This window comes from Streptomyces sp. TM32 (genome assembly GCF_004122755.1).
In the GTDB taxonomy this organism is placed as follows: Bacteria; Actinomycetota; Actinomycetes; order Streptomycetales; family Streptomycetaceae; genus Streptomyces; species Streptomyces sioyaensis.
In genome coordinates this window covers 24,117-44,183 of sequence record NZ_SDIG01000038.1, presented here as the reverse complement: position 1 = coordinate 44,183, position 20,067 = coordinate 24,117, and the positions used below count along the sequence as shown (strand labels likewise).

Sequence of the window (20,067 nt, the reverse complement as noted above, 5' to 3'; positions counted from 1 at the left end):
GCGCCTGCGGCGGGCGGTGCCGCTGCGCGGGGCTGTGGGGTGCGGTGACGGGCCTCCGCGGGTGGGTGTCCGGACTGCTTCGCTTTACGTCCGGACACCCACCCGCTCCGGCCCGTCCCCTCCCGTTGGGGGTGGGAAGAAGGCCGGTGGGGGTGGACGTGCCTGGTCGAGCGCGCCCGGCGCGCCTTGGGGTCGTACCGAAACGGCCATCGGTGGCCCGCCCCCACTCAGCGTCACGTACTCCACTCACGGGAGGGGACGGGCCGGAGGGGCCTGTTGTGTGGACGTAAAGCGAAGCAGTCCACACAACAGGCCCCGGAGGTCCGTCACCGCACCCAACACCCACCCGGCCCGCCGCAGGCGCCACGGCGACAAACCACCACGGCGGGACAGCCGACAACGTACGACGCGCCGCAAAGCGCAGCGAAGAGCGCACCGCGAAGCGGGCGACCAACGGCGAACAACACCCACGGCGGGAAAGCCGACAACGTGGGAAGCCAAGCAAAGCGCAGCGGAGGGGCGGGAAAGCCGACAACGTGGGAAGAAGAGCTAAAGCTCAACCTCCCGCATCAGCATGCCGACCTCCGTGTTCGTCATCCGGCGCAGCCAGCCCGACTTCTGGTCGCCCAGTGCGATCGGGCCGAAGGCCGTCCGTACCAGCTTGTCGACCGGGAAGCCGGCCTCGGCCAGCATGCGGCGCACGATGTGCTTGCGGCCCTCGTGGAGGCTCACCTCGACGAGGTAGTTCTTGCCGGTGTTCTCCACGACCCGGAAGTGGTCGGCGCGGGCGTACCCGTCCTCCAGCTGGATGCCGTCCTTGAGCTGCTTGCCCAGGTCGCGCGGGAGCGGGCCCTGGATCGCGGCCAGGTAGGTCTTCTTGACGCCGTAGCGCGGGTGCGTCAGGCGGTGGGCCAGCTCGCCGTGGTTGGTGAGCAGGATGATGCCCTCGGTCTCGGTGTCGAGGCGGCCGACGTGGAAGAGCCGGGTCTCGCGGTTGGTGACGTAGTCGCCGAGGCACTGGCGCCCGTCGGGGTCCTCCATGGTGGAGACGACGCCGGCCGGCTTGTTCAGCGCGAAGAAGAGGTACGACTGGGTGGCGACCGTCAGGCCGTCGACCTTGATCTCGTCCTTCTCCGGGTCGACCCGGACCCCCTGCTCCATGACGATCCGGCCGTTGACCTCGACCCGCGCCTGGTCGATCAGCTCCTCGCACGCCCGGCGCGAGCCCATACCGGCCCTGGCCAGCACCTTCTGCAGCCGCTCGCCCTCCTGGTCACCGAAGGTCTTGGGGGTCTTGACCTGCGGCTTGTTGTGGCGGGCGCGGTTGCGCTCCTCCACCTGGGCGTCGTACTCACGGGGCCGCGCGGGCGCCTGGCCCCGGCCGCGCTGCGGACCACCCTTGGCGCCCGGCCGTGCCCCCTTGGACGCGGCGCCGGTACGGGGGCCGCCCTTGGCGCCGCCGCGGGCCGCCGCGCCCCGGCTGCCGCCGCTCTTGGCGCCTCCGCTCTTGGCGCCGCCGCCCGCGCGCTCGTCCTTGCGGCCCGAGGAGCCGCCGCCGGGGCCACCGGTGCCGCCGGATCCGCCCACGTCGTAGCGGCGCTCCTCGGGACGGGGGCGGCCCGCGCGCTGCTGCTTGTCGTCCCTCTTTCCCCCAGCCCTCGGCTGGGAGGTGCCCCCACCCGCGCCGCGGGAGTTGCCGCGCCCGCTGTCCCTGCTGTTCCTGCCGCTGCTTCGCATCAATGATCCGTCTGAGAGTCGCCGCTGTCGTCTACGTCGAACGACGGGATACCTTCCGGGGAGTCGCCCTCGACCGCGTCCGCCTCCGGGAGGAACGGTGCCAGCTCAGGGAGCTCGTCCAGGCCGCGCAGGCCCATCCGCTCCAGAAAGTAATTCGTCGTCCTGTACAGGATCGCACCTGTTTCAGGTTCCGTCCCCGCCTCCTCCACCAGGCCGCGCTGGAGGAGCGTGCGCATCACACCGTCACAGTTCACGCCGCGTACGGCCGAGACGCGGGAACGGCTGACCGGCTGACGGTACGCGACCACGGCCAGAGTCTCCAATGCGGCCTGGGTGAGCCGGGCCTGCTGGCCGTCCAGGACGAAGCTCTCCACCGCGTCCGCGTACGCGGCGCGGGAGTAGAAGCGCCAGCCGCCGGCCACCAGCCGCAGATCGAATCCGCGGCCCTGGCGGGTGTAGTCGTCGGACAGCTCGCGCAGCGCCAGCGCGACCGCGCGGCGGGGCCGCTGCAGCACCCTGGCCAGGTGCTCCTCGGTCGCGGGCTCGTCGACGACCATGAGGACGGCCTCCAGCGCGGGCTTCAGCTCCAGCCCCTCGACGCCCAGCGCCCCGGCCGGCGCCCCGGTCCGCTCCCCGGCGCCGCCGGCCCCGGACCGCGTGCCCGCCCCGGCCTCCGTGATGTCGTACGCCTCACCACCGGCCACACCGCTCATGCCTGCTCCTCCTCCGCCTGCTCCGCGGGCTCCTCCCCGGCGGCCGGCTCCCCCGGCTCCCGGTCGAACTCATCCGTGACCTGGGGCGCGGCCCCCTCGGGGCCCGTCCAGCGGACCGTCAGCTCGCCCAGTGCCTCCTCCTGCTCCAGGGCCACCACCCGCTCCCGGTAGAGCTCCAGCAGGGCCAGGAAGCGCGCCACGACGGTGAGGGTGTCCGGGGCGTCGGCGACCAGCTTCGCGAAGCCGGCCTCGCCCGCCTCGCGCAGCCACGCCATCACCACCTCGGCCTGCTCGCGCACGCTCACCAGCGGCGCGTGGATGTGGTCGACGTAGACCTGCGGTCTGGCCTTGGGCTGCATCGCCTTCACCGCGAGCCTGGCGAAGCCCTCCGCGCCGATGCTGATGACGACCTCGGGCAGCAGCTCGGCGAGGTGCGGCTCCAGCCCGACCGTACGGGGATACCGCCGGCTCTCGTCCGCCAGCCGGTCGCTGAAGATGTCCGCGATCCGCTTGTAGGCGCGGTACTGCAGAAGCCGGGCGAAGAGCAGGTCACGGGCCTCCAGGAGCGCGAGGTCCGCCTCGTCCTCCACTTCGGCCGCGGGCAGCAGCCGGGCCGCCTTCAGATCGAGCAGGGTCGCCGCGACGACCAGGAACTCGGTGGTCTGGTCCAGGTCCCAGTCCGGTCCCATGGCGCGGATGTGCGCCATGAAGTCGTCGGTGACCTTCGACAGGGCGACCTCGGTGACGTCCAGTTTGTGCTTGGAGATCAGCTGGAGCAGGAGGTCGAAGGGGCCCTCGAAGTTGTCCAGCCGGAGGGTGAAGGTGCCTTCGTCGCCGCCGTCGCCCTCCGGGGGCGCGGCTGCGGCGGCATCGGTCTGGGGGGACTCCTCCCCTGGAACGGCCGCCGCCGGCTGCGGCACGTCTACGGCCTCGGGCCCGGTGGCCGGATCGAGTGCCTGAGGCCCGTCCGCCGCGTCGTGGGCCCCGGACCAGACCGCCGGGTCCCCTGCCGGGGGCTGCTCCGGCGTCTCGGGCGGCTGGGGCGCATCCGACTCCGCGGCTGCCTCGGCCGCCCCGCGCCCGAGAGGTCTGCGGGCGCGGGGCCGGGGGGCATCGTCGTGGGTCGTCGGCATCGCGGTCCATGCTGCTGTGGTCCCGTGCCGGGGGCGACGGGCTGGTCACGGGCGGGACACCCCGCCGAGGAGGCAGGCTATCCCGTCTCCGCCCTAACGCCCGCGCAGCCGCCGCACCAAGATGCTGGCGTCGCCGCGCGACTCCAGGTCGGCCAGGACGACGGCGACCGCCTCGCGGACGATCCGGCCGCGGTCGACGGCGAGGCCGTGCTCACCGCGCAGCACCAGCCGGGCATGTTCGAGGTCCATGAGCTCCTCGGCGGAGACATAGACGGTGATCTTCTCGTCGTGCCGTTCCCGGCCGCTGGGGCGCCGGTTGGCACCGCGGCCACCACGCCGCCGGCCCTGGCCGCCGGCCTGCTGCGCGGCCGCGCCGGCCGCGTCGGAACCGGCCTGGCCGCCCTGGCCCGCCTGACTCCGGTGGGACTTGGCCGCCTCGCCGTCCGCCTCACGGCCGGTGTGCTCGGCCGGGGAGCCGACGGCGGGCACCCGCGGCGGGGTGGCCGGTCCGCCGTCGCCGGCGGTGGCTGCCGGGGTGTCAGCCCCGGTTCCGGGCCGACGGGTGCGGACCGCGGTGGCCGCCTCCTGCCCGTCCGCCGCCGGATCGGGTTCGCCGGCCGGTGCGGGCACCCGGGGCGCCTCGCCGGGCGCCGTCGAGCCGTTCGCCTGCCGGCGGGGGCTGGAGGGCTGCAGCCCCCCTCCCCCGGTGGTACGGAACAGTTCGTCGGCTCCCGGCAGACTCACTCGGCGTGACACCGGGCGAGCACCTCCCTGGCGAGCTGGCGATAGGCGGCGGCGCCGACGGAGTTGGAGGCGTAGGTGGTGATCGGCTCGCCCGCGACGGTGGTCTCGGGGAAGCGGACCGTACGACCGATGACGGTGTGGTAGACGTGATCGTCGAACGCCTCGACGACGCGGGCCAGGACCTCGCGGCTGTGCACGGTGCGCGAGTCGTACATCGTCGCCAGGATGCCGTCCAGCTCCAGCTCGGGGTTGAGCCGCTCCTGGACCTTCTCGATCGTCTCGGTGAGCAGCGCGACACCGCGCAGCGCGAAGAACTCGCACTCCAGCGGCACGATGACCTTGTGAGCCGCCGTCAGCGCGTTGACGGTGAGCAGGCCGAGGGAGGGCTGGCAGTCGATGACGATGTAGTCGTAGTCGGCCAGCAGCGGCTTCAGCGCACGCTGCAGGGTCGACTCACGCGCGACCTCGCTGACCAACTGCACCTCTGCCGCTGACAAATCGATATTGCTGGGCAGCAGGTCCATGTTGGGGACCGCGGTCTTCAGGAGCACCTCGTCGGCGGACATCCCCCGCTCCATGAGCAGGTTGTAGACCGTCAGGTCGAGCTCCATCGGGTTGACGCCGAGTCCGACCGACAGGGCACCCTGCGGGTCGAAGTCGACGAGCAGCACCCGTCGTCCGTATTCGGCGAGTGCGGCACCCAGGTTGATGGTCGAGGTGGTCTTGCCGACCCCGCCCTTCTGGTTGCACATCGCGATGATTTTGGCCGGTCCGTGGTCCGACAGCGGTCCGGGAATGGGGAAATAGGGAAGCGGGCGTCCGGTCGGGCCGACGCGTTCGCGGCGCTGTCGCGCGGCGTCCGGCGCGAGCGTCGCGGCGTATTCGGGGTCCGGCTCGTACTCCGCGTCCGGATCGTAGAAGTGCCCCTGGGGCAGGTCGTCGTAGTCGGCGAGACGGGCGGGTTCTCCACTGCCCCGGTCGCCGGCCATGGCGTTCACGTGATGGCCGTCCATGCTCTGGTGGGCTGTCGTGGAAATGCTCTGGTGGGCTGCGTGGGTGTGGCCCGCAACGGAGCCGACAGCCTCGCGCCCCGAGGGACCCTGGCCCCGTGCAACCACTCCTGGTTGACCACCTCCGGGAGAAAATGTCGACTCATTCACAAGTCGTCTTACCTCCTTGGATGTGACCAGGAAACTTTATCGATAGGTCAGCGTGGCACCATGCCGACGGTTGGCGACTCTATGGCGTGTCGGGCGTCCGCAGCAACACAATCCACCGGACCCGGCACGATGTGTCGGTAACCGGACCCCCCGATGTCAAGGGCGCAGGCGGTATCGCACCGATGTTTTGGGGGTGCGCGAATCGGTTAAAGGGTTACGTTCGCGGCGAGTTGAGAGTGCGTGTTCCGGAACACATGATTCCGCTGCTCGGACATGCGACCGGCCGGGCCCTGTGGACAGGACCCGGCCGGATGCTCGGCGTTGACGCGTGTCGTTGACGCCTCAGCCGAGGAGCGTGCGCAGCTCGATGTGCTCCAGGCCGTGGGCCTCGGCGACGGGCTGGTAAACCACCTTGCCGTCGTGCGCGTTCAGGCCCTTGGCCAGCGCCGGGTCACGGCGCAGCGCCTCGACCCAGCCGCGGTTCGCCAGCTCCACGATGTAGGGCAGCGTGGCGTTGGTGAGCGCGTGGGTGGAGGTGTTCGGCACCGCGCCGGGCATGTTGGCGACGCAGTAGAAGACCGAGTTGTGGACCGGGAAGGTCGGCTCGGCGTGCGTGGTGGGACGGGAGTCCTCGAAGCAGCCGCCCTGGTCGATCGCGATGTCGACAAGAACACTTCCGGGCTTCATCTTCGCGACGAGCTCGTTGGTGACCAGCTTGGGGGCCTTGGCGCCGGGGATCAGGACGGCACCGACGACGAGGTCGGCGTCGACGACGGCCTTCTCCAGCTCGTAGGCGTTGGAGACGATCGTCTGCACCTTGGTGCCGAAGATCTTGTCGGCCTCGCGGAGCTTGTTGATGTCCTTGTCGAGCAGGGTGACGTGGAAGCCGAGGCCCACGGCGATCTGCAGCGCGTTCCAACCGGAGACGCCACCACCGATGATGACGGCCTTGCCCGCGGCGACGCCGGGGACGCCGCCGGGCAGCACGCCGCGGCCGCCGGCCTGGCGCATCAGGTGGTAGGCACCGACCTGCGGGGCGATACGGCCCGCGACCTCGGACATCGGGGCCAGCAGCGGCAGCTGGCGGCCGGCCGTCTCGACGGTCTCGTAGGCGATGGCGGTGGTGCCGGACTCCAGCAGCGCGTCCGTGCACTCCTTGGAGGCGGCCAGGTGCAGGTAGGTGAAGAGCGTCTGGTCCTTACGGAGCCGGTGGTACTCCTCCGCAATCGGCTCCTTGACCTTCAGCAGCAGGTCGGCGGCGCCCCAGACCTCATCGGCGGTGTCGAGGATGCTGGCGCCGGCGGCGACGTACTCCTCGTTCGTGATGGACGACCCGAGACCGGCGTCCTTCTCGATGACGACCTGGTGGCCGTGGCGGACGAGTTCGTTGACTCCGGCGGGCGTGATGGCCACGCGGAACTCGTTGTTCTTGACCTCGCGGGGGATGCCGACCTTCACGTCGATCACGGTCCTTGAAAGAGAGGGTGCAGGAGGAATTATCCCCTCATGCGCTGCATGACGGAACTGACCGCGCCGAACGCGGCCCCGCCAGTCTATTGAAGGAGCTCTTCTTGTCTAGCCTTGCAAAGCAATAATCTTTCGGAGTAGCACTACCGATTTCGTAGGTCACTCGGGGTAATCGTCGAGGAGTCGCTCTCCCACGGAACGATGGAGCCGTGCCGCCGCGGGATCGCCGAGCCGGTCGAGGGTGTCCGCAATCCGTAGGTGCAGGGCCGCCTCCAGCCGTCCGTCGCCCGCCTTACGGGCGACGTCGAGGGCTTCGAGGCAGGTCCGCAGAGCCTCCTCGGGCCGTCCCGCGTACTCCTGCACCCGGGCCATCTCACCGGTCGCCCGCGCCTGCCCGGACACCTCACCGAGCCGGCGGTACGTCCTGGCTGCCGCCCGCCAGGAGGTGAGCGCCTCGCCCCATCGGCCCGCGTAGGTGTGTGCGCTGCCGATCCGGCCGTAGAGCCGCGCCGCGTCGGCGCCCTCGCCACGGGCCAGCCGCAGCTCCAGCGCCCGGCCGTACCAGTCGGCGGCCCGCTGCCAGTCGCCCAGCTCGGTGTACGTACCGCCCAGGGACTCCAGCGCCCGGCCGGTGGCCACCGGGTCCGGCACCGAGCGGGCCGCCTCCAGCGCGCTCCGGTAACGGGTGAGCGCTTGCGCGCTGCGGCCCGCCCGGCCGTCCAGGTCGGCGAGGTTGAGCAGCGCGGCGGCCCGCTCGCGGGCCAGCCCCCGCCGTTCGGCGACCTGGAGGACGAGCCCGTGCAGCGCATAGAGGTCCGGCGCGGCGGCCTCGGGGCCCTGGTGGACGAGCAGCGTGCGGGTCAGCGCGGCCATCAACCGCCGGTCCAGGGTGTCGAGTTCACCGTCCGCGACGGCGAGGGCGGCGGCGTCGAGGAGCGCCGCCCGACGGCTGCGCAGCCAGTGCGCGGCCGTGCCCTTCGAGGTGAAGCGCAGCGAGCGCGGCAGCCCGGCGACCTTCTGCCGGGCGGGCGAGTCGGCCGGCTCGCCCATCGCACGGCAGGACTGCAGCAGCCGTACGGTCCGCTCCAGCATCCGGGCGCGGGCCAGTTCGAGCTCCGCCGGGCGCTCGTGCTCCCGGAGCAGTGCGCGCACCAGCGGATCGAGGCAGCCGGGCAAGCGGTACCGGGGGTGCGCGGCGGCGTCGGGCGTACCGGCGCCCGCCACCCCGTCGTCCGGTGCGGCGAGCGGCCGCAGCAGGCCGAGCGCGGCGAAGTCGTCCAGGGTCGTGGCGGCCGCGGCCACCGAGCAGCCGGCCAGCGCGGAGGCGATGTGGGCGTCCACGAGGCCGGCCGGCGCCAGCGTGAGCAGCCGCAGTATCCGGGCGGCGGGCGCCGGCAGCGCGTCATGGGCGAGCCGGAAGGCGCGGAACAGCGGGCGGGCGCCGGTGGGCAGGTCCTCGGGCAGCGGGACGGCGTGCAGCGCCCGGCACAGATCGGCGACCGAGGACATCGGGCGGGCGGCGAGCCAGGCACCGGCCAGCACCAGTGCGGCGGGCTGGCCGCCGCACTCCTCCGCGACGCTGTCGGCGGTCCGGGGGTCGACGGTGATCCGGGTCGGTCCGGCGTAGCGGGTGAGGATCTCGACGCCGGCCGCGCTGTCCAACCCGCCCAGGGTGCACGGCCGGACGTCCGGGATCCCGGTCAGCGGCCCCTGGGAGACCACCACGACCAGGCAGCCCGGGGCGTCCGGGAGCAGCGGTTCGACCTGCTCCGCACCGGGGGCGTCGTCCAGGAAGAGCAGGGCACGGCGGCCGGCGAGCGCCCCGCGCAGCTGCTCGGTCAGTTCGTCCTCGGCGGCTCCCGGCGGGGCACCGGCACCCAGGGCGGCCAGCAGCTCACGTGCGGTACGGCCGGTGTCGGCCGGTTCGCCGCCCGGTCCGGTCAGCGTGGCCCGCAGCACCCCGTCGGGGTGCTCGCCGGCCAGCTCGCGCAGCAGTTCCTCGGCCAGTGCCGTACGGCCGGAGCCGGGGCGGCCGGCGATCAGCAGCACCCGGCTGCGGGCGCCCTTGCGGCCGGAGAGGGTGTCCAGGCCGGCGCGGGCGATGTCGGCGTGCAGCTCCTTGAGCTCACGGCGGCGCCCGGCGAAGTGCACAGGGGCGGGCGCGGGGACGGCCGGGTGGTGGGCGGCACCGTCCGGGCGGGACCGCGGGGCCGGCCTGCCGGATGCCGTCGCGGCGGGCGCCTCCCCCGCCTCCGGCAGGAGGGGCCCCCCGCCCACCGCCTGGTCCGTCACCGGTCACGCTCCCGTCCACCTGCGCGTACGAGTCCGCCGCTGGGGCGCGGACGGCACGCTGTCGAGCGTAGTTCACGGCCCGTCACGTCCGGTGCGGAGCAGGGCGGTCGAGTCACCCGATCGGATCGGCGGATCATCCGACAGACCTGTGGTGCGGCGCCGGCGGCCCGGCGGCTCAGGCCTCGAAGGGGCGGGCCGGCCACGGCGCGTCGGCCGGCCGGAGCGCGTCCAGGCCGGGGCCGCTCCGGGCCGCGGTGAGCGCGAGCACGCCGACGACGAGGCAGTTGTTGTGCAGCTCACCGGCGAGCGCCCCGCGCACCAGCTCCTCCTGCGGGACCCGCGCCAGCTCCATGTGGGCCTCCTCCTCGGAGACCTCGAACCGCTCCCCCTCCGCCTCGGACAGCTCGCGGGCGAGGAAGATCCGCACGGCCTCGTCGCAGCCGCCGGGCGTGGTGTAGACGTCGGTCAGCACCCGCCAGTCCGCGGCCTTGACGTGCGCCTCCTCGTACAGCTCGCGCTGCGCGGCGTGCAGCGGGTTCTCCCCGGGGACGTCGAGCAGCCCGGCGGGGATCTCCCAGAGCTTCTGGCGTACGGGGTGGCGGTACTGGCGCAGCACCAGCACCCGGCCCGCGTCGTCGAGCGCGACGACGGCCACGGAGCCGGGGTGGACCTGGTAGTCGCGCGAGACGGTGGACCCGTCCGGCATGACGACCTGGTCGGTGCGCACGCTGGTCTTGTTTCCGGTGAACGGCGTCGTCGTCGCGGTGACCGTCCACTCCTCGGGGGTGTCCTTGATCGCCATGGCGCGTCCTCCTGTAGGTGCCTCTATCACGCAGAAACCGGGGTACGGCCTCGAAGAACGAGGCCGTACCCCGGCAACCGTATCCGTCGCCGCGCGACTACTTCACGGCACCCGTCTTGCGCGCGACCGCGGCCTTCACCAGCCCGGCGAAGAGCGGGTGCGGGCGGGTCGGGCGGGAGCGCAGCTCGGGGTGCGCCTGGGTGGCGACGAGGTAGGGGTGCACCTCGCGCGGGTACTCGACGTACTCGACGAGCTTGTTGTCCGGGGAGGTGCCGGAGAACTGCAGCCCGGCCTTCTTCTCCAGCTCACCGCGGTAGGCGTTGTTGACCTCGTAGCGGTGGCGGTGGCGCTCCTCGACGTAGGGCTGGTCGTCGTAGACCTCGCGGACGATCGAGCCCTCGGCGAGCTTGGCCGGGTACATGCCCAGCCGCATCGTGCCGCCCATATCGCCCTCACCTGCGACGATGTCCATCTGCTCGGCCATCGTGGAGATGACCGGGTCGGCCGCGGCCGGGTCGAACTCGGTGGAGTTCGCGCCCTCGATGCCGGCGAGGTTACGGGCCGCCTCGATGACCACGCACTGCAGGCCGAGGCACAGGCCGAGCAGCGGGAGCTTGTTCTCCCGGGCGTAGGTGATCGCGCCGACCTTGCCGTCCACACCGCGGTCGCCGAAGCCGCCGGGGATGCAGACCGCGTCACAGTCCGCGAGCTGCTCGGCGGCGCCGGCCGGCGTCTTGCAGTCGTCGGAGGTGACCCACTTCACCTTCACCCGGGCCTTGTTCGCGAAGCCGCCGGCCCGCAGCGCCTCGGTGACCGAGAGGTAGGCGTCCGGCAGGTCGATGTACTTGCCGACCAGCGCGACCCTGACCTCGTGGTCGGGGTTGTGGACGCGGTCGAGCAGGTCCTCCCACTGGGTCCAGTTCACATCGCGGAACGGGAGGTCCAGCTTCCGTACGACATAGGCGTCCAGGCCCTCGGTGTGCAGCACCTTGGGGATGTCGTAGATCGACGGGGCGTCGATCGCGGCCACGACCGCGGCCTCGTCGACGTCGCACATCAGCGAGATCTTGCGCTTGATCACGGTGGGGACCTCGCGGTCGGCGCGCAGCACGATCGCGTCGGGCTGGATACCGATGTTGCGCAGCGCCGCGACCGAGTGCTGGGTCGGCTTGGTCTTCAGCTCACCGGACGGACCGATGTAGGGGAGCAGCGAGATGTGCACGACGAAGACGTTGTCCCGGCCGACCTCGTGGCGGACCTGGCGGACGGTCTCCAGGAACGGCAGCGACTCGATGTCGCCGACGGTGCCGCCGACCTCGGTGATGACGACGTCGACGTCCTCGGTCGCCATCCGCCGGATGCGGTGCTTGATTTCGTTGGTGATGTGCGGGATGACCTGCACGGTGTCACCGAGGTACTCGCCGCGCCGCTCCTTGGCGATCACGGTGTTGTAGACCTGGCCGGTGGTGACGTTCGCGGAGCCGTCGAGGTCGACGTCGAGGAACCGCTCGTAGTGGCCGATGTCCAGGTCGGTCTCGGCGCCGTCATTGGTGACGAAGACCTCACCGTGCTGGAACGGGTTCATCGTTCCCGGGTCGACGTTCAGGTACGGGTCGAGCTTCTGCATCGTGACCCGCAGGCCGCGCGCCTTCAGGAGAGCACCCAGGCTGGAGGCGGTGAGCCCCTTGCCCAGCGAGGAGGCGACGCCCCCGGTGACGAAGAGGTGCTTGGTCGTCGAGGATTTGGGCGGCATGGCCAAGAGGGGGCTCCCGTGGTCGCGAGGTGGAGAGGTGCGAGGCGGCGCCTGCCTGGGGTTTCAGGGGTGCCCTCGCTGCGGTTCGGGGGTGCCTTCACCACTGCCGTGACGTCCTGGGCGTCCCACCGGTCCACGGGGTACCAGGCTATCAGCGACCGGGCATGGTCGTGCCCGGCCGGAGGCGGAAACCCGGCGCGGGCGGCCGTGCTGCCTGCGGCACGTGACGGAGGCCACCCGTTCGGACCACTTCTCTCGTCGCGAGGGTCGCGCGGAGCACCGGGGTGCGTCGTATCCTGCTCGGACACTCGCGACGAGCCGTCCGGGAAGGCAGCACCCTCCCCCAGCTACCGCTGGGCGGTGCCCCCAGCCCGATTTCCGGTCCCGCTGCTCGGCGACGTTTCATGGGCAGGACGGACAATCACAACGTCCCATGGGGGGCGTGACTCCAGTTCGACGGGAGACGCACGTGGCCGGGCGCATCGAGGACTACGCACTTATCGGCGATATGCAAACCGCCGCTCTAGTGTGCCGGGACGGCACGGTGGACTGGCTGTGCCTGCCCCGCTTCGACTCGCCGGCGGTCTTTGCCGGGCTGCTGGGTACGGAGGAGCACGGTTTCTGGCGGATGGGCCCGGTCAACGGGCCCGGCGGTCGGCCGGCGCCCGCCGACCGCCGGCGCTACCGGGGCGATTCGCTGGTCCTGGAATCGGAGTGGGACACCCCGCGCGGCACGGTCCGGGTGATCGACTTCATGCCGCCGCGCGATGGCGCTCCGCAGCTGATCCGCATCGTGGAGGGGGTCAGCGGCCGCGTCCCGATGCGCTCCGAACTGCGGATGCGCTTCTCCTACGGCTGGGTCGTGCCCTGGGTGCACAAGGTGGACAGCCGTACCGTCGCGGTCGCGGGCCCCGATTCGGTGTGGCTGGACACCGCGGCGGAGACCTACGGCAAGGACCTGACCACGTTCTCCGACTTCACCGTCGCGCCCGGTGAGCGGATCGCGTTCACGATCAGCTGGGAGCCCTCCCACAAGCAGCCGCCGGCCGTGGCGGACCCGGAGGGCTCGCTGGAGGCCACCGAGGAGTTCTGGCGCGAGTGGGTCGAGCACTGTACGTATCACGGTCCTTACCGGGATGCGGTGGTGCGTTCGCTGATCACGCTGAAGGCGCTGACGTACGCGCCGACCGGCGGGATCGTGGCGGCGCCGACGACCTCGCTGCCGGAGTGCGTGGGCGGCGTGCGCAACTGGGACTACCGCTTCACCTGGCTGCGGGACGCGGCGATCACCCTGTCCTCCCTGCTGCGCACCGGCTACCGCGAAGAGGCGCGGGCCTGGCGGGAGTGGCTGCTGCGGGCGGTGGCCGGCGACCCGGACAACCTCCAGATCATGTACGGCATCGCCGGTGAGCGGGAGTTGGGCGAGAACGAGCTCAGCTGGCTTCCGGGATACGAGAATTCCCGTCCGGTGCGGGTCGGCAACGGCGCCGCCGGACAGCTCCAGCTCGATGTCTACGGCGAGGTCACCGAGGCGCTGCACCTGGCACACATGACGGGCCTGGCCCGCAACGACTACGCCTCGCTGCTCCAGCTCAAGCTGATCCAGTGGGTGGAGAAGCACTGGGACGAACCGGACGAGGGGATCTGGGAGGTCCGCGGCCCGCGCCGGCACTTCGTGCACTCCAAGGTCATGACCTGGGTCGCGGTCGACCGTACGGTCAAGCTGATCGAGTCCGGGGACGTCGACGGACCGCTGGAGCGCTGGAAGGACCTGCGCGAGACCATCCACCGGGACGTCTGTGAGAAGGGCTACGACAAGGAACGCAACACCTTCACCCAGTCCTACGGCTCGCAGGAGCTGGACGCCTCGCTGCTGCTGATCCCGCAGATGGGCTTTCTGCCGCCGGACGACAAGCGCGTCATCGGCACGATCGAGGCGATCCAGCGGGAGCTGTCCACCGAGGACGGCTTCGTGCTGCGCTACCCGACGTCCGGTGCGGACGACCTCGGGGTGGACGGTCTGGAAGGTGAGGAAGGTGCCTTCCTCGCGTGCTCGTTCTGGCTCGCCGACGACCTCGCGATGATCGGCCGGGTGGACGAGGCCCGCAAGCTCTTCGAGAAGCTGCTCTCGCTCCGCAACGACCTGGGCCTGCTCGCGGAGGAGTGGGACCCCAAGGCCAAGCGGCAGGTGGGCAACTTCCCGCAGGCGTTCAGCCATGTCCCGCTGATCGACACGGCGCTGCGGCTGACGGCGAGTGGGGCGTACGGAGGCTAGAGCCCCCTTCGGGGCTCCAGCCTCCCGGCGGCCTTGGGTGCCGTCCGGTTTCCGGGTGGCACCACCTCTGTTTCCGGGTGGCCCCCTTCTCCCTGTCAGAAGGGGGTCAGGGTGAGGGTGATCTCCGTCGGGGCGGGGTCCTCCATGTAGGAGGCGAAGCCGGCGACGTCGTCGAAGGCGAAGCCGTAGGCCTTGCCGTCGCGGGTCGCGGCGTGCATGGCCTTGGCGTAGTGGTTGGTCAGCCGCTGCCGGTAGAAGGTGGCCGGGTCGGTGGTGGGCTGGCTCGCGTGTCCGGCGAGGGTGGAGCGGTTGAGGGCGGCGCCCAGGACGGCGGCGACCGGGCCGAGGACCCCGTCGTTGGGGGCGGCCAGGGTGCCGTCACAGAACAGGACGTCGCGGGTGGACGGCTTGCCGAAGGAGACCGTGCGGGGGCCGGTGAAGGTGAGGGTGCCGCCGCGGGTCCGGCCGGTGAAGGTGCCCGCGTCGGTGGTGACGGTCAGGTCCTTGTTCTCGTAGGCGGACCAGGCCTCGTCGATGGCCGGGGCGAGGTGGTCGCCGGCGAACAGGCCGCTGTCCAGGCCGTGTCCGGGGGCGATGACGCGCTTGTCGTCGATCACCAGCCGTTCGAAGCCCTCGGCCTGTCGGACCGCGGAGAAGACCGCGGCACGGCCGCCGTCCTTGAGCGTGCCGGTGGTCTGCTGCCGTGCGCCGGTGAGCGTGAGGGCGAGCGGGACGCTGAACATGTCGACCATGGTGGTGTTGCAGTACATCCCGCCGGCGTGGAAGGTGAACTCGGCGCAGTCGTGCACGACGCCGTAGTTGGGGTCGCCGGAGACCCAGCCCGCCGGGTAGGCCAGCGCGGCCTTGCCGTTGCCGTCCTGGACCGCCTTGAACTTCAGCTTGCTGCCCAGTGCGGTGTAGATCCGGCCGGACATCGGGGGGAGCCGGAGGGTCGTGGTGCCGCTCGCGGCGAGCGGGATGGCGTAGTCGGTGAAACCGTCCGGCCCATTGTCGGCCAGGGCGACGGGCCGGAGTTCACCGTCCGGGGTCACATGCACCTGCCGGGTGCCGTCGTTGCCGACGAGGTAGACCCACACCGAGGAGTTGGCGAAGGCGCCGGAGCGGTTGACGAGGTGCAGGGGGATGCTTGCGGCGGACCGGCTGGATGCATCGGTGCCGGCGGGGGCGCCGTGGGCGCGGCCGGCCTGGGTGAGGCCGAGGGTGGTGGCGGCGCCGGCGGTGAGCCCACCGAGCAGACGGCGACGGGTGATCATGAGACCACTCCTGGGCGGACATGCATGCTCATGACATTCTCTCCTCGGTGCAGTGGGGGTGGTGAGGAGTTCCGTGGGACGGGAGCGCAGGGGGGAGTTCCGTGGCCGGTGCCCGCCACTCGGCGGCCGGGCATGGTGCAGCGTGAGAGCCCCGCGTGAGAGCCCGGGTGAGAGCGCTCCCACCTCCCGCGCAGTGAACCCTGCCGACCCGACGGCCACTCGTCAAGTCACCGCGTGATAAAAGGAGTTGGATGAGGTCTCAGCCGAACGGCCCCCGACCGACGCTGGAGGCGGTCGCGGCGCTCGCCGGGGTCTCCCGCGCCACGGCGTCCCGCGTGATCAACGGCGGCGCCGGTGTACGGCCCGCGGTCCAGGAGCGGGTGCACCGGGCGGTGGTCGAGCTGGGCTACGTACCGAACAGCGCGGCCCGCTCGCTGGTCACCCGCCGCACCGGAGCGGTCGCCGTGATCATCGCCGAGCCGGAGAGCCGGGTCTTCAGCGATCCGTTCTTCGGCCGCCAACTCCGCGGCATCAGCCGGGCGTTGGCCCGTGCCGACACCCAGCTTCTGCTGATGTTCGTCGAGGGCCGCGCCGACTACGACCGCATCGGCCGCTGGCTGTCGGCCGGCCACGTCGACGGGGCGCTGATGTTCTCCCTGCACCGCGACGACCCGCTGCCCGCCCTCGCCGAGCGCGCCGGACTGCCCACCGTCTACGGCGGCCGGCCCGACTGGGCGGGCGCCGGCCACACACCGCCGCCGCTGTACGTCGACACCGACAACCGGGGCGGCGCCCGCCAGGCCGTACGCCATCTCCTCGGCCGTGGCCGGCGCCGGATCGCGGTGATCACCGGACCCCTGGACCAGACCTCGGCGGTGGACCGTCTCGACGGCTACCGCGACGCGCTGGGCCCGGCGGAGCCGGATCCACGGCTGATCGCGGACGGGGGGTTCACCGCGCACGGCGGCGAGCGGGCGATGGCCGAGCTCCTTCGGGCCGCCCCGGATCTGGACGCCGTCTTCGCCTGCTCCGATCTGATGGCGAACGGGGCGCTGCGCACGCTGCGGGCGCACGGGCGGCGGGTGCCGGACGAGGTGGCGGTGGTGGGCTTCGACGATCTGGAGCCGGCGGCCTGGGCGGATCCGCCGCTGACGACGGTGCGGCAGGACGTGGAGGAGATGGGGCGGCTGATGGCCCAACTGCTGCTGCGGCTGCTGGACCGGCAGAAGGCGGACCCGGCGGAGGGGCCGGGCCCGGCGGCGCCGGCGCCGATCATCACCGAGGCACGGCTGGTGGTGCGGGAGTCGACGTGAGGGGCTCTCGGCGGGGGCCGGGCGGCCGTGGCGGGGCGGCGGCCCCGGCCACGGCGCCGCCATCGGCCGGGCCGGGGCACCGCGACCCGCCACCACACCCCCGCGCCGATCCGGACCAAGCCCCTCCGGATAGCGGACTGCGGGTACCGTTCCTGGCCATGGGGCCGGAAGCGAAGATGGAGACCGAGATCACGGTGCGCAGGGCGCTGGAGCTGCCCGCGCTGCGCCGCGGCCTGCCGGAGGTGCTGGCCGGCGGGGACCGGCTGGACCGTGCGGTGCGCTGGGTGCATGCGGGCGAGGTCCCGCACATCGCCTCGCTGCTCAAGGGCGGCGAGCTGCTGCTGACCACCGGCCTGGGGCTGGGTGCCCGGCCCTCCGAGCAGCGCGCCTTCATCCGCAAGCTCGCGGACCGCGAGATCGCCGCCCTCGTCGTGGAGCTGGGTTCCCGCTTCGCCTCGCTGCCCGCCGCCCTGGTCGACGCCGCACGGGACTGCGGACTGCCGCTGATCCAGCTGCACCGTGAGGTCCCGTACGTCACGGTCACCGAGGCGATCCACACCGAGATCATCAACAGCCACTATGCGATGCTGCGGCGCGCCGACGAGGTCCTGCGGCGCTGCACCGACGTGCTGCTGCGCGGCGGCGGCGCACCGGAGGTGCTGCGGCTGCTGGCCGGCTTCACCGGCAACCCGCTCTGTCTGGAGGCCCCCGACGGCAGCCCGCTGTACGCGGCCGGGCCGGAGGGCGACGACGGCCCCGCGGACGCCGATCCGCTGCTGGCCTGGGAGGGGCTGCGCGACACCGGCGTACGCATCGACGTCCCCGGCGGCGGCCACGGCCCCGACGCGGTCCGGGCCCGTCTCGTCCTGCTGCCCGTCAACACCCCGCTGGCTCCGGTGCACCGCATCGCCGCCGAGCGCGCCGCCGATCTCCTCGCCGTCGTCATGCTCCAGTCCCGTCAGGAGGAGGTGCTCGCCGCCCGGGGCCGCGGCGACTTCCTCGCCGATCTGGCGGAGGGCCGGATCACCGCGGCCGAGGCACCCGCCCAGGCCCGTCTGCTGGGCTTCCGCCCCGGTACGGACCCGGTCCTCCCGGTGGTGATGCGGCTGCCGGCCGGTCTCCCCTCCCCCGGTAGCTGGGCGCTGCTCGCCCAGGCCCTGCGCGAGGAACTCGCCGCGCCCGGAGTGCCGGTGCTCCTCGGCGTACGCCCCGTGGAGAACCGGGTCCCGGTGCTCGTCGCGCTGCGCGCGGGCCAGGACCGTGCGGCGCTCGCCGACCGGATCGCCGAGGCGCTGCACGCCGGGGTCGTCCGCGCCGGCCTGGACCGGCCGGCCGCGCACCGCCCGGTGATCGTCGTCGGCACACCGGGCGACTGGGCGGCCGCGGGCCCCGGGCTGCGGCACGCGGCCCAGGCGGCAGCCGCGGCCCAGGGCCTGCCGGCGGCGCCCTGGTACGACGCGCGCCGGCTGGACATCGAGCTGCTGCTGTGGCGGATGCGCGAACACGGCGAGCAGGGCGTCCTCACCGACTTCGTGGAGCGCGCCATCGGGCCGCTGCTCGCGCACGACCGGGGCGCCCGCCAGCCGCTGCTGCCGACGCTGGAGGCCTATCTGGCCAGCGCGGGCCGCAAGGCCGAGACCGCGCGCGATCTGAAGGTGAACCGGCAGACGCTGTACGACCGGCTGGCCCGCATCGCCCAGCTGCTGGGGACGGACCTGGACGATCCGCAGACGGTGCTGGGCCTGCGGCTGGCCCTGCGCGCCAGACGGCACACGGGCAAGGGGTGACGGGCGGCCATCGGGGCCGGGCCCCGGGCCCGGAGCGACCGGCCCGGCTACACCGGCTGAACCGGCTGGGCCAACTCGTCGTAGACGCTGAGGACCTGGGCGACGGTGTCGTTCTCGCTGGGCCAGCCGGCCGCCTGGGCCCGGCCCGCCTCGGCGAGCGCCGCCCGCCGTGCGGGGTCGGCGAGCAGCCCGAGAACGGTACGGGCCAGGGCGGCGGCATCCCCGTAGGGGACCAGTTCCGCGGCCCGGCCGACCAGTTCGCGGGTACCGCCGGTGTCGGTGGCGACCAGCGGCACCCCGGCGCGCAGCGCCTCCTGGGCGATCAGCGAGCGCGCCTCCCATCTGCTGGGCAGCACCACCAGATCCGCCGCGGCGAGGAGTTCGGGGACGTCGTCGCGGCGGCCGAGCAGCTGGACGGGCAGCCGCTCGGTGTCGATCCTGCGCTGCAGCGCGGCCCGCTGCTCGCCCTCCCCCGCGATGACGACCAGCGGCTGCGGATCGAGCGAGCACCAGGCGTGTGCCGCGTCCAGCAGCAGGTCATGGCCCTGACTCGGGTTGAGACGGCCGACCGCGAGCAGCAACGGGCGGTCCACCGCGCCCAGCTCGGCCCGCTCCTTGTGGCGCATCCGGTCCTGGTCCTCGGGCTCGGCCGGGGCACCACCGGACCGGGGCGCCGGAATGGCGACCGGCGCCAGCCGGGCATCGCGCGCACCCCGCTCGCGGGCCCGGTCCACCAGATCGGAGCAGGCGCCGAGGACGACGGCGGCGGCCCGCGCCACCCGCCGCTCCATCAGATGCACCAGCCCGGCCCGCGCGCCCTCGGTGTGTGCCTTGGTGTGCCAGGTGATGACCAGGGGGACCCGCCCGCCGCCCCGGGGGCCGCGCAGCCCGCGCAACGCCATGGAGGCCCGCATCCCGGCCCGCAGGCCGTGCGCATGGACGAGATCGGCGTCCCAGCAGGCGCTGCGCAGCAGAGCCACGCTCGCCGGGTCCATCCGCGGCGGGACGTGCACGAAGCGGGCGCCGGCACCCGCGAAGTCGTAGGCCTGCTCGGCCTCCGGCGTGGCACAAACGGTCACCCGCACCCCGCGCGCGACCAGCCCTTCGGCCAGCGAGCGGACATGCGCGGCGCTGCCGGCGCTGCCGTGCCCCAGCACCTGGACCGTGCGCAGCGGCGACAGCCCGTGCGCCGAGGTCGGGGTGCTGATCACGTGAACGGGGCTCCTGGGTCGGGGCGGAGGGACCGTACCGGCGGGCCGGGTCCGATGGCGGTGGGTGCTGTGGGTGGTGTCGGGTGCTGCGGCGCGCGACCCGCGACCGATCGCCGGCCCGTCCGCCCGCCCGGAGGACGGGCCGGACGCAGCAAGTCCGCCCGGGGTTGCGCACGCGCCCAGGATGCCAGCCCGGCGACGTCAATTCGGCACCGTCGGCCCGCCGTTCCGGTGGGAAGTCTCACCCCAGCGCCCACCAGATCACCCACATGGGCGACAAACCGCCCGCGCGTGTTAACGGTCCGTAGGCCGTGCCCACTCTCCGGAGTGCGCCTGCCACCATCCCGAGGGGCGCGTGCGCCGTTGGCCGGGGCGCGTCCGGAGGTTGTCCTGATCCGGGCGTACG

Annotated in this window: 14 protein-coding genes; 3 read left to right on the top strand and 11 right to left on the bottom strand. The window is 72.7% G+C overall.

The window, feature by feature from the left end; translation table 11 throughout:
* Window positions 1–549: 549 nt before the first annotated feature.
* The 9 genes from EST92_RS12220 to EST92_RS12175 form a co-directional block, all read right to left on the bottom strand.
* Window positions 550–1,737, bottom strand: a complete 1,188-nt coding sequence (locus tag EST92_RS12220) for a pseudouridine synthase (protein WP_129280960.1) — start codon at window positions 1,735–1,737, stop codon at window positions 550–552.
* The gene (gene scpB / locus EST92_RS12215; protein WP_174243991.1) at window positions 1,737–2,450 is read right to left on the bottom strand and encodes an SMC-Scp complex subunit ScpB; all 714 of its coding nucleotides are present in this window, start codon (window positions 2,448–2,450) and stop codon (window positions 1,737–1,739) included. Before scpB ends, EST92_RS12220 begins: the two co-directional genes overlap by 1 nt.
* A complete protein-coding gene (locus EST92_RS12205) occupies window positions 2,447–3,583 on the bottom strand; it encodes a segregation/condensation protein A (RefSeq protein WP_129280959.1) in 1,137 nt (378 codons plus the stop codon). The genes scpB and EST92_RS12205 overlap by 4 nt, the downstream gene beginning before the upstream one ends.
* A 93-nt stretch (window positions 3,584–3,676) precedes the next feature.
* Window positions 3,677–4,339 (bottom strand): hypothetical protein, encoded by a 663-nt coding sequence (locus tag EST92_RS12200; protein ID WP_129280958.1) that lies wholly within the window; start codon window positions 4,337–4,339, stop codon window positions 3,677–3,679.
* A complete protein-coding gene (locus EST92_RS12195; RefSeq protein ID WP_174243990.1) occupies window positions 4,324–5,445 on the bottom strand; it encodes a ParA family protein in 1,122 nt (373 codons plus the stop codon). The genes EST92_RS12200 and EST92_RS12195 overlap by 16 nt, the downstream gene beginning before the upstream one ends.
* Window positions 5,446–5,829: 384 nt before the next feature.
* Window positions 5,830–6,945, bottom strand: coding sequence for an alanine dehydrogenase (gene ald, locus EST92_RS12190; RefSeq protein WP_129280965.1), 1,116 nt, complete (start codon window positions 6,943–6,945; stop codon window positions 5,830–5,832).
* Between the two features lie 168 nt (window positions 6,946–7,113).
* Window positions 7,114–9,246: a tetratricopeptide repeat protein gene (locus tag EST92_RS12185; RefSeq protein WP_129280957.1), complete on the bottom strand. Its 2,133-nt coding sequence runs from the start codon at window positions 9,244–9,246 to the stop codon at window positions 7,114–7,116.
* A gap of 175 nt (window positions 9,247–9,421) precedes the next feature.
* Window positions 9,422–10,048, bottom strand: coding sequence for an NUDIX hydrolase (locus tag EST92_RS12180; protein WP_129280956.1), 627 nt, complete (start codon window positions 10,046–10,048; stop codon window positions 9,422–9,424).
* A 97-nt stretch (window positions 10,049–10,145) separates the two neighbouring features.
* A complete protein-coding gene (locus EST92_RS12175) occupies window positions 10,146–11,801 on the bottom strand; it encodes a CTP synthase (RefSeq protein WP_129280955.1) in 1,656 nt (551 codons plus the stop codon).
* A gap of 469 nt (window positions 11,802–12,270) precedes the next feature.
* Here EST92_RS12175 and EST92_RS12170 point away from each other — a divergent pair, with 469 nt between their 5' ends.
* A complete protein-coding gene (locus EST92_RS12170; protein WP_275540875.1) occupies window positions 12,271–14,076 on the top strand; it encodes a glycoside hydrolase family 15 protein in 1,806 nt (601 codons plus the stop codon).
* 95 nt (window positions 14,077–14,171) lie between these two features.
* Here the strand turns inward: EST92_RS12170 and EST92_RS12165 are convergent, their stop codons facing one another.
* The gene (locus tag EST92_RS12165) at window positions 14,172–15,350 is read right to left on the bottom strand and encodes a beta-1,3-glucanase family protein (protein ID WP_129280953.1); all 1,179 of its coding nucleotides are present in this window, start codon (window positions 15,348–15,350) and stop codon (window positions 14,172–14,174) included.
* A 251-nt stretch (window positions 15,351–15,601) separates the two neighbouring features.
* Between EST92_RS12165 and EST92_RS12160 the strand changes: the two genes are divergently transcribed.
* Window positions 15,602–16,663, top strand: a complete 1,062-nt coding sequence (locus EST92_RS12160; protein ID WP_129280952.1) for a LacI family DNA-binding transcriptional regulator — start codon at window positions 15,602–15,604, stop codon at window positions 16,661–16,663.
* 158 nt (window positions 16,664–16,821) lie between these two features.
* A complete protein-coding gene (locus tag EST92_RS12155) occupies window positions 16,822–18,450 on the top strand; it encodes a PucR family transcriptional regulator ligand-binding domain-containing protein (RefSeq protein WP_129280951.1) in 1,629 nt (542 codons plus the stop codon).
* Between the two features lie 47 nt (window positions 18,451–18,497).
* Here EST92_RS12155 and EST92_RS12150 read toward each other — a convergent pair whose 3' ends face one another.
* Window positions 18,498–19,661 (bottom strand): glycosyltransferase family 4 protein, encoded by a 1,164-nt coding sequence (locus tag EST92_RS12150; RefSeq protein WP_129280950.1) that lies wholly within the window; start codon window positions 19,659–19,661, stop codon window positions 18,498–18,500.
* Between the last annotated feature and the right edge of the window lie 406 nt (window positions 19,662–20,067).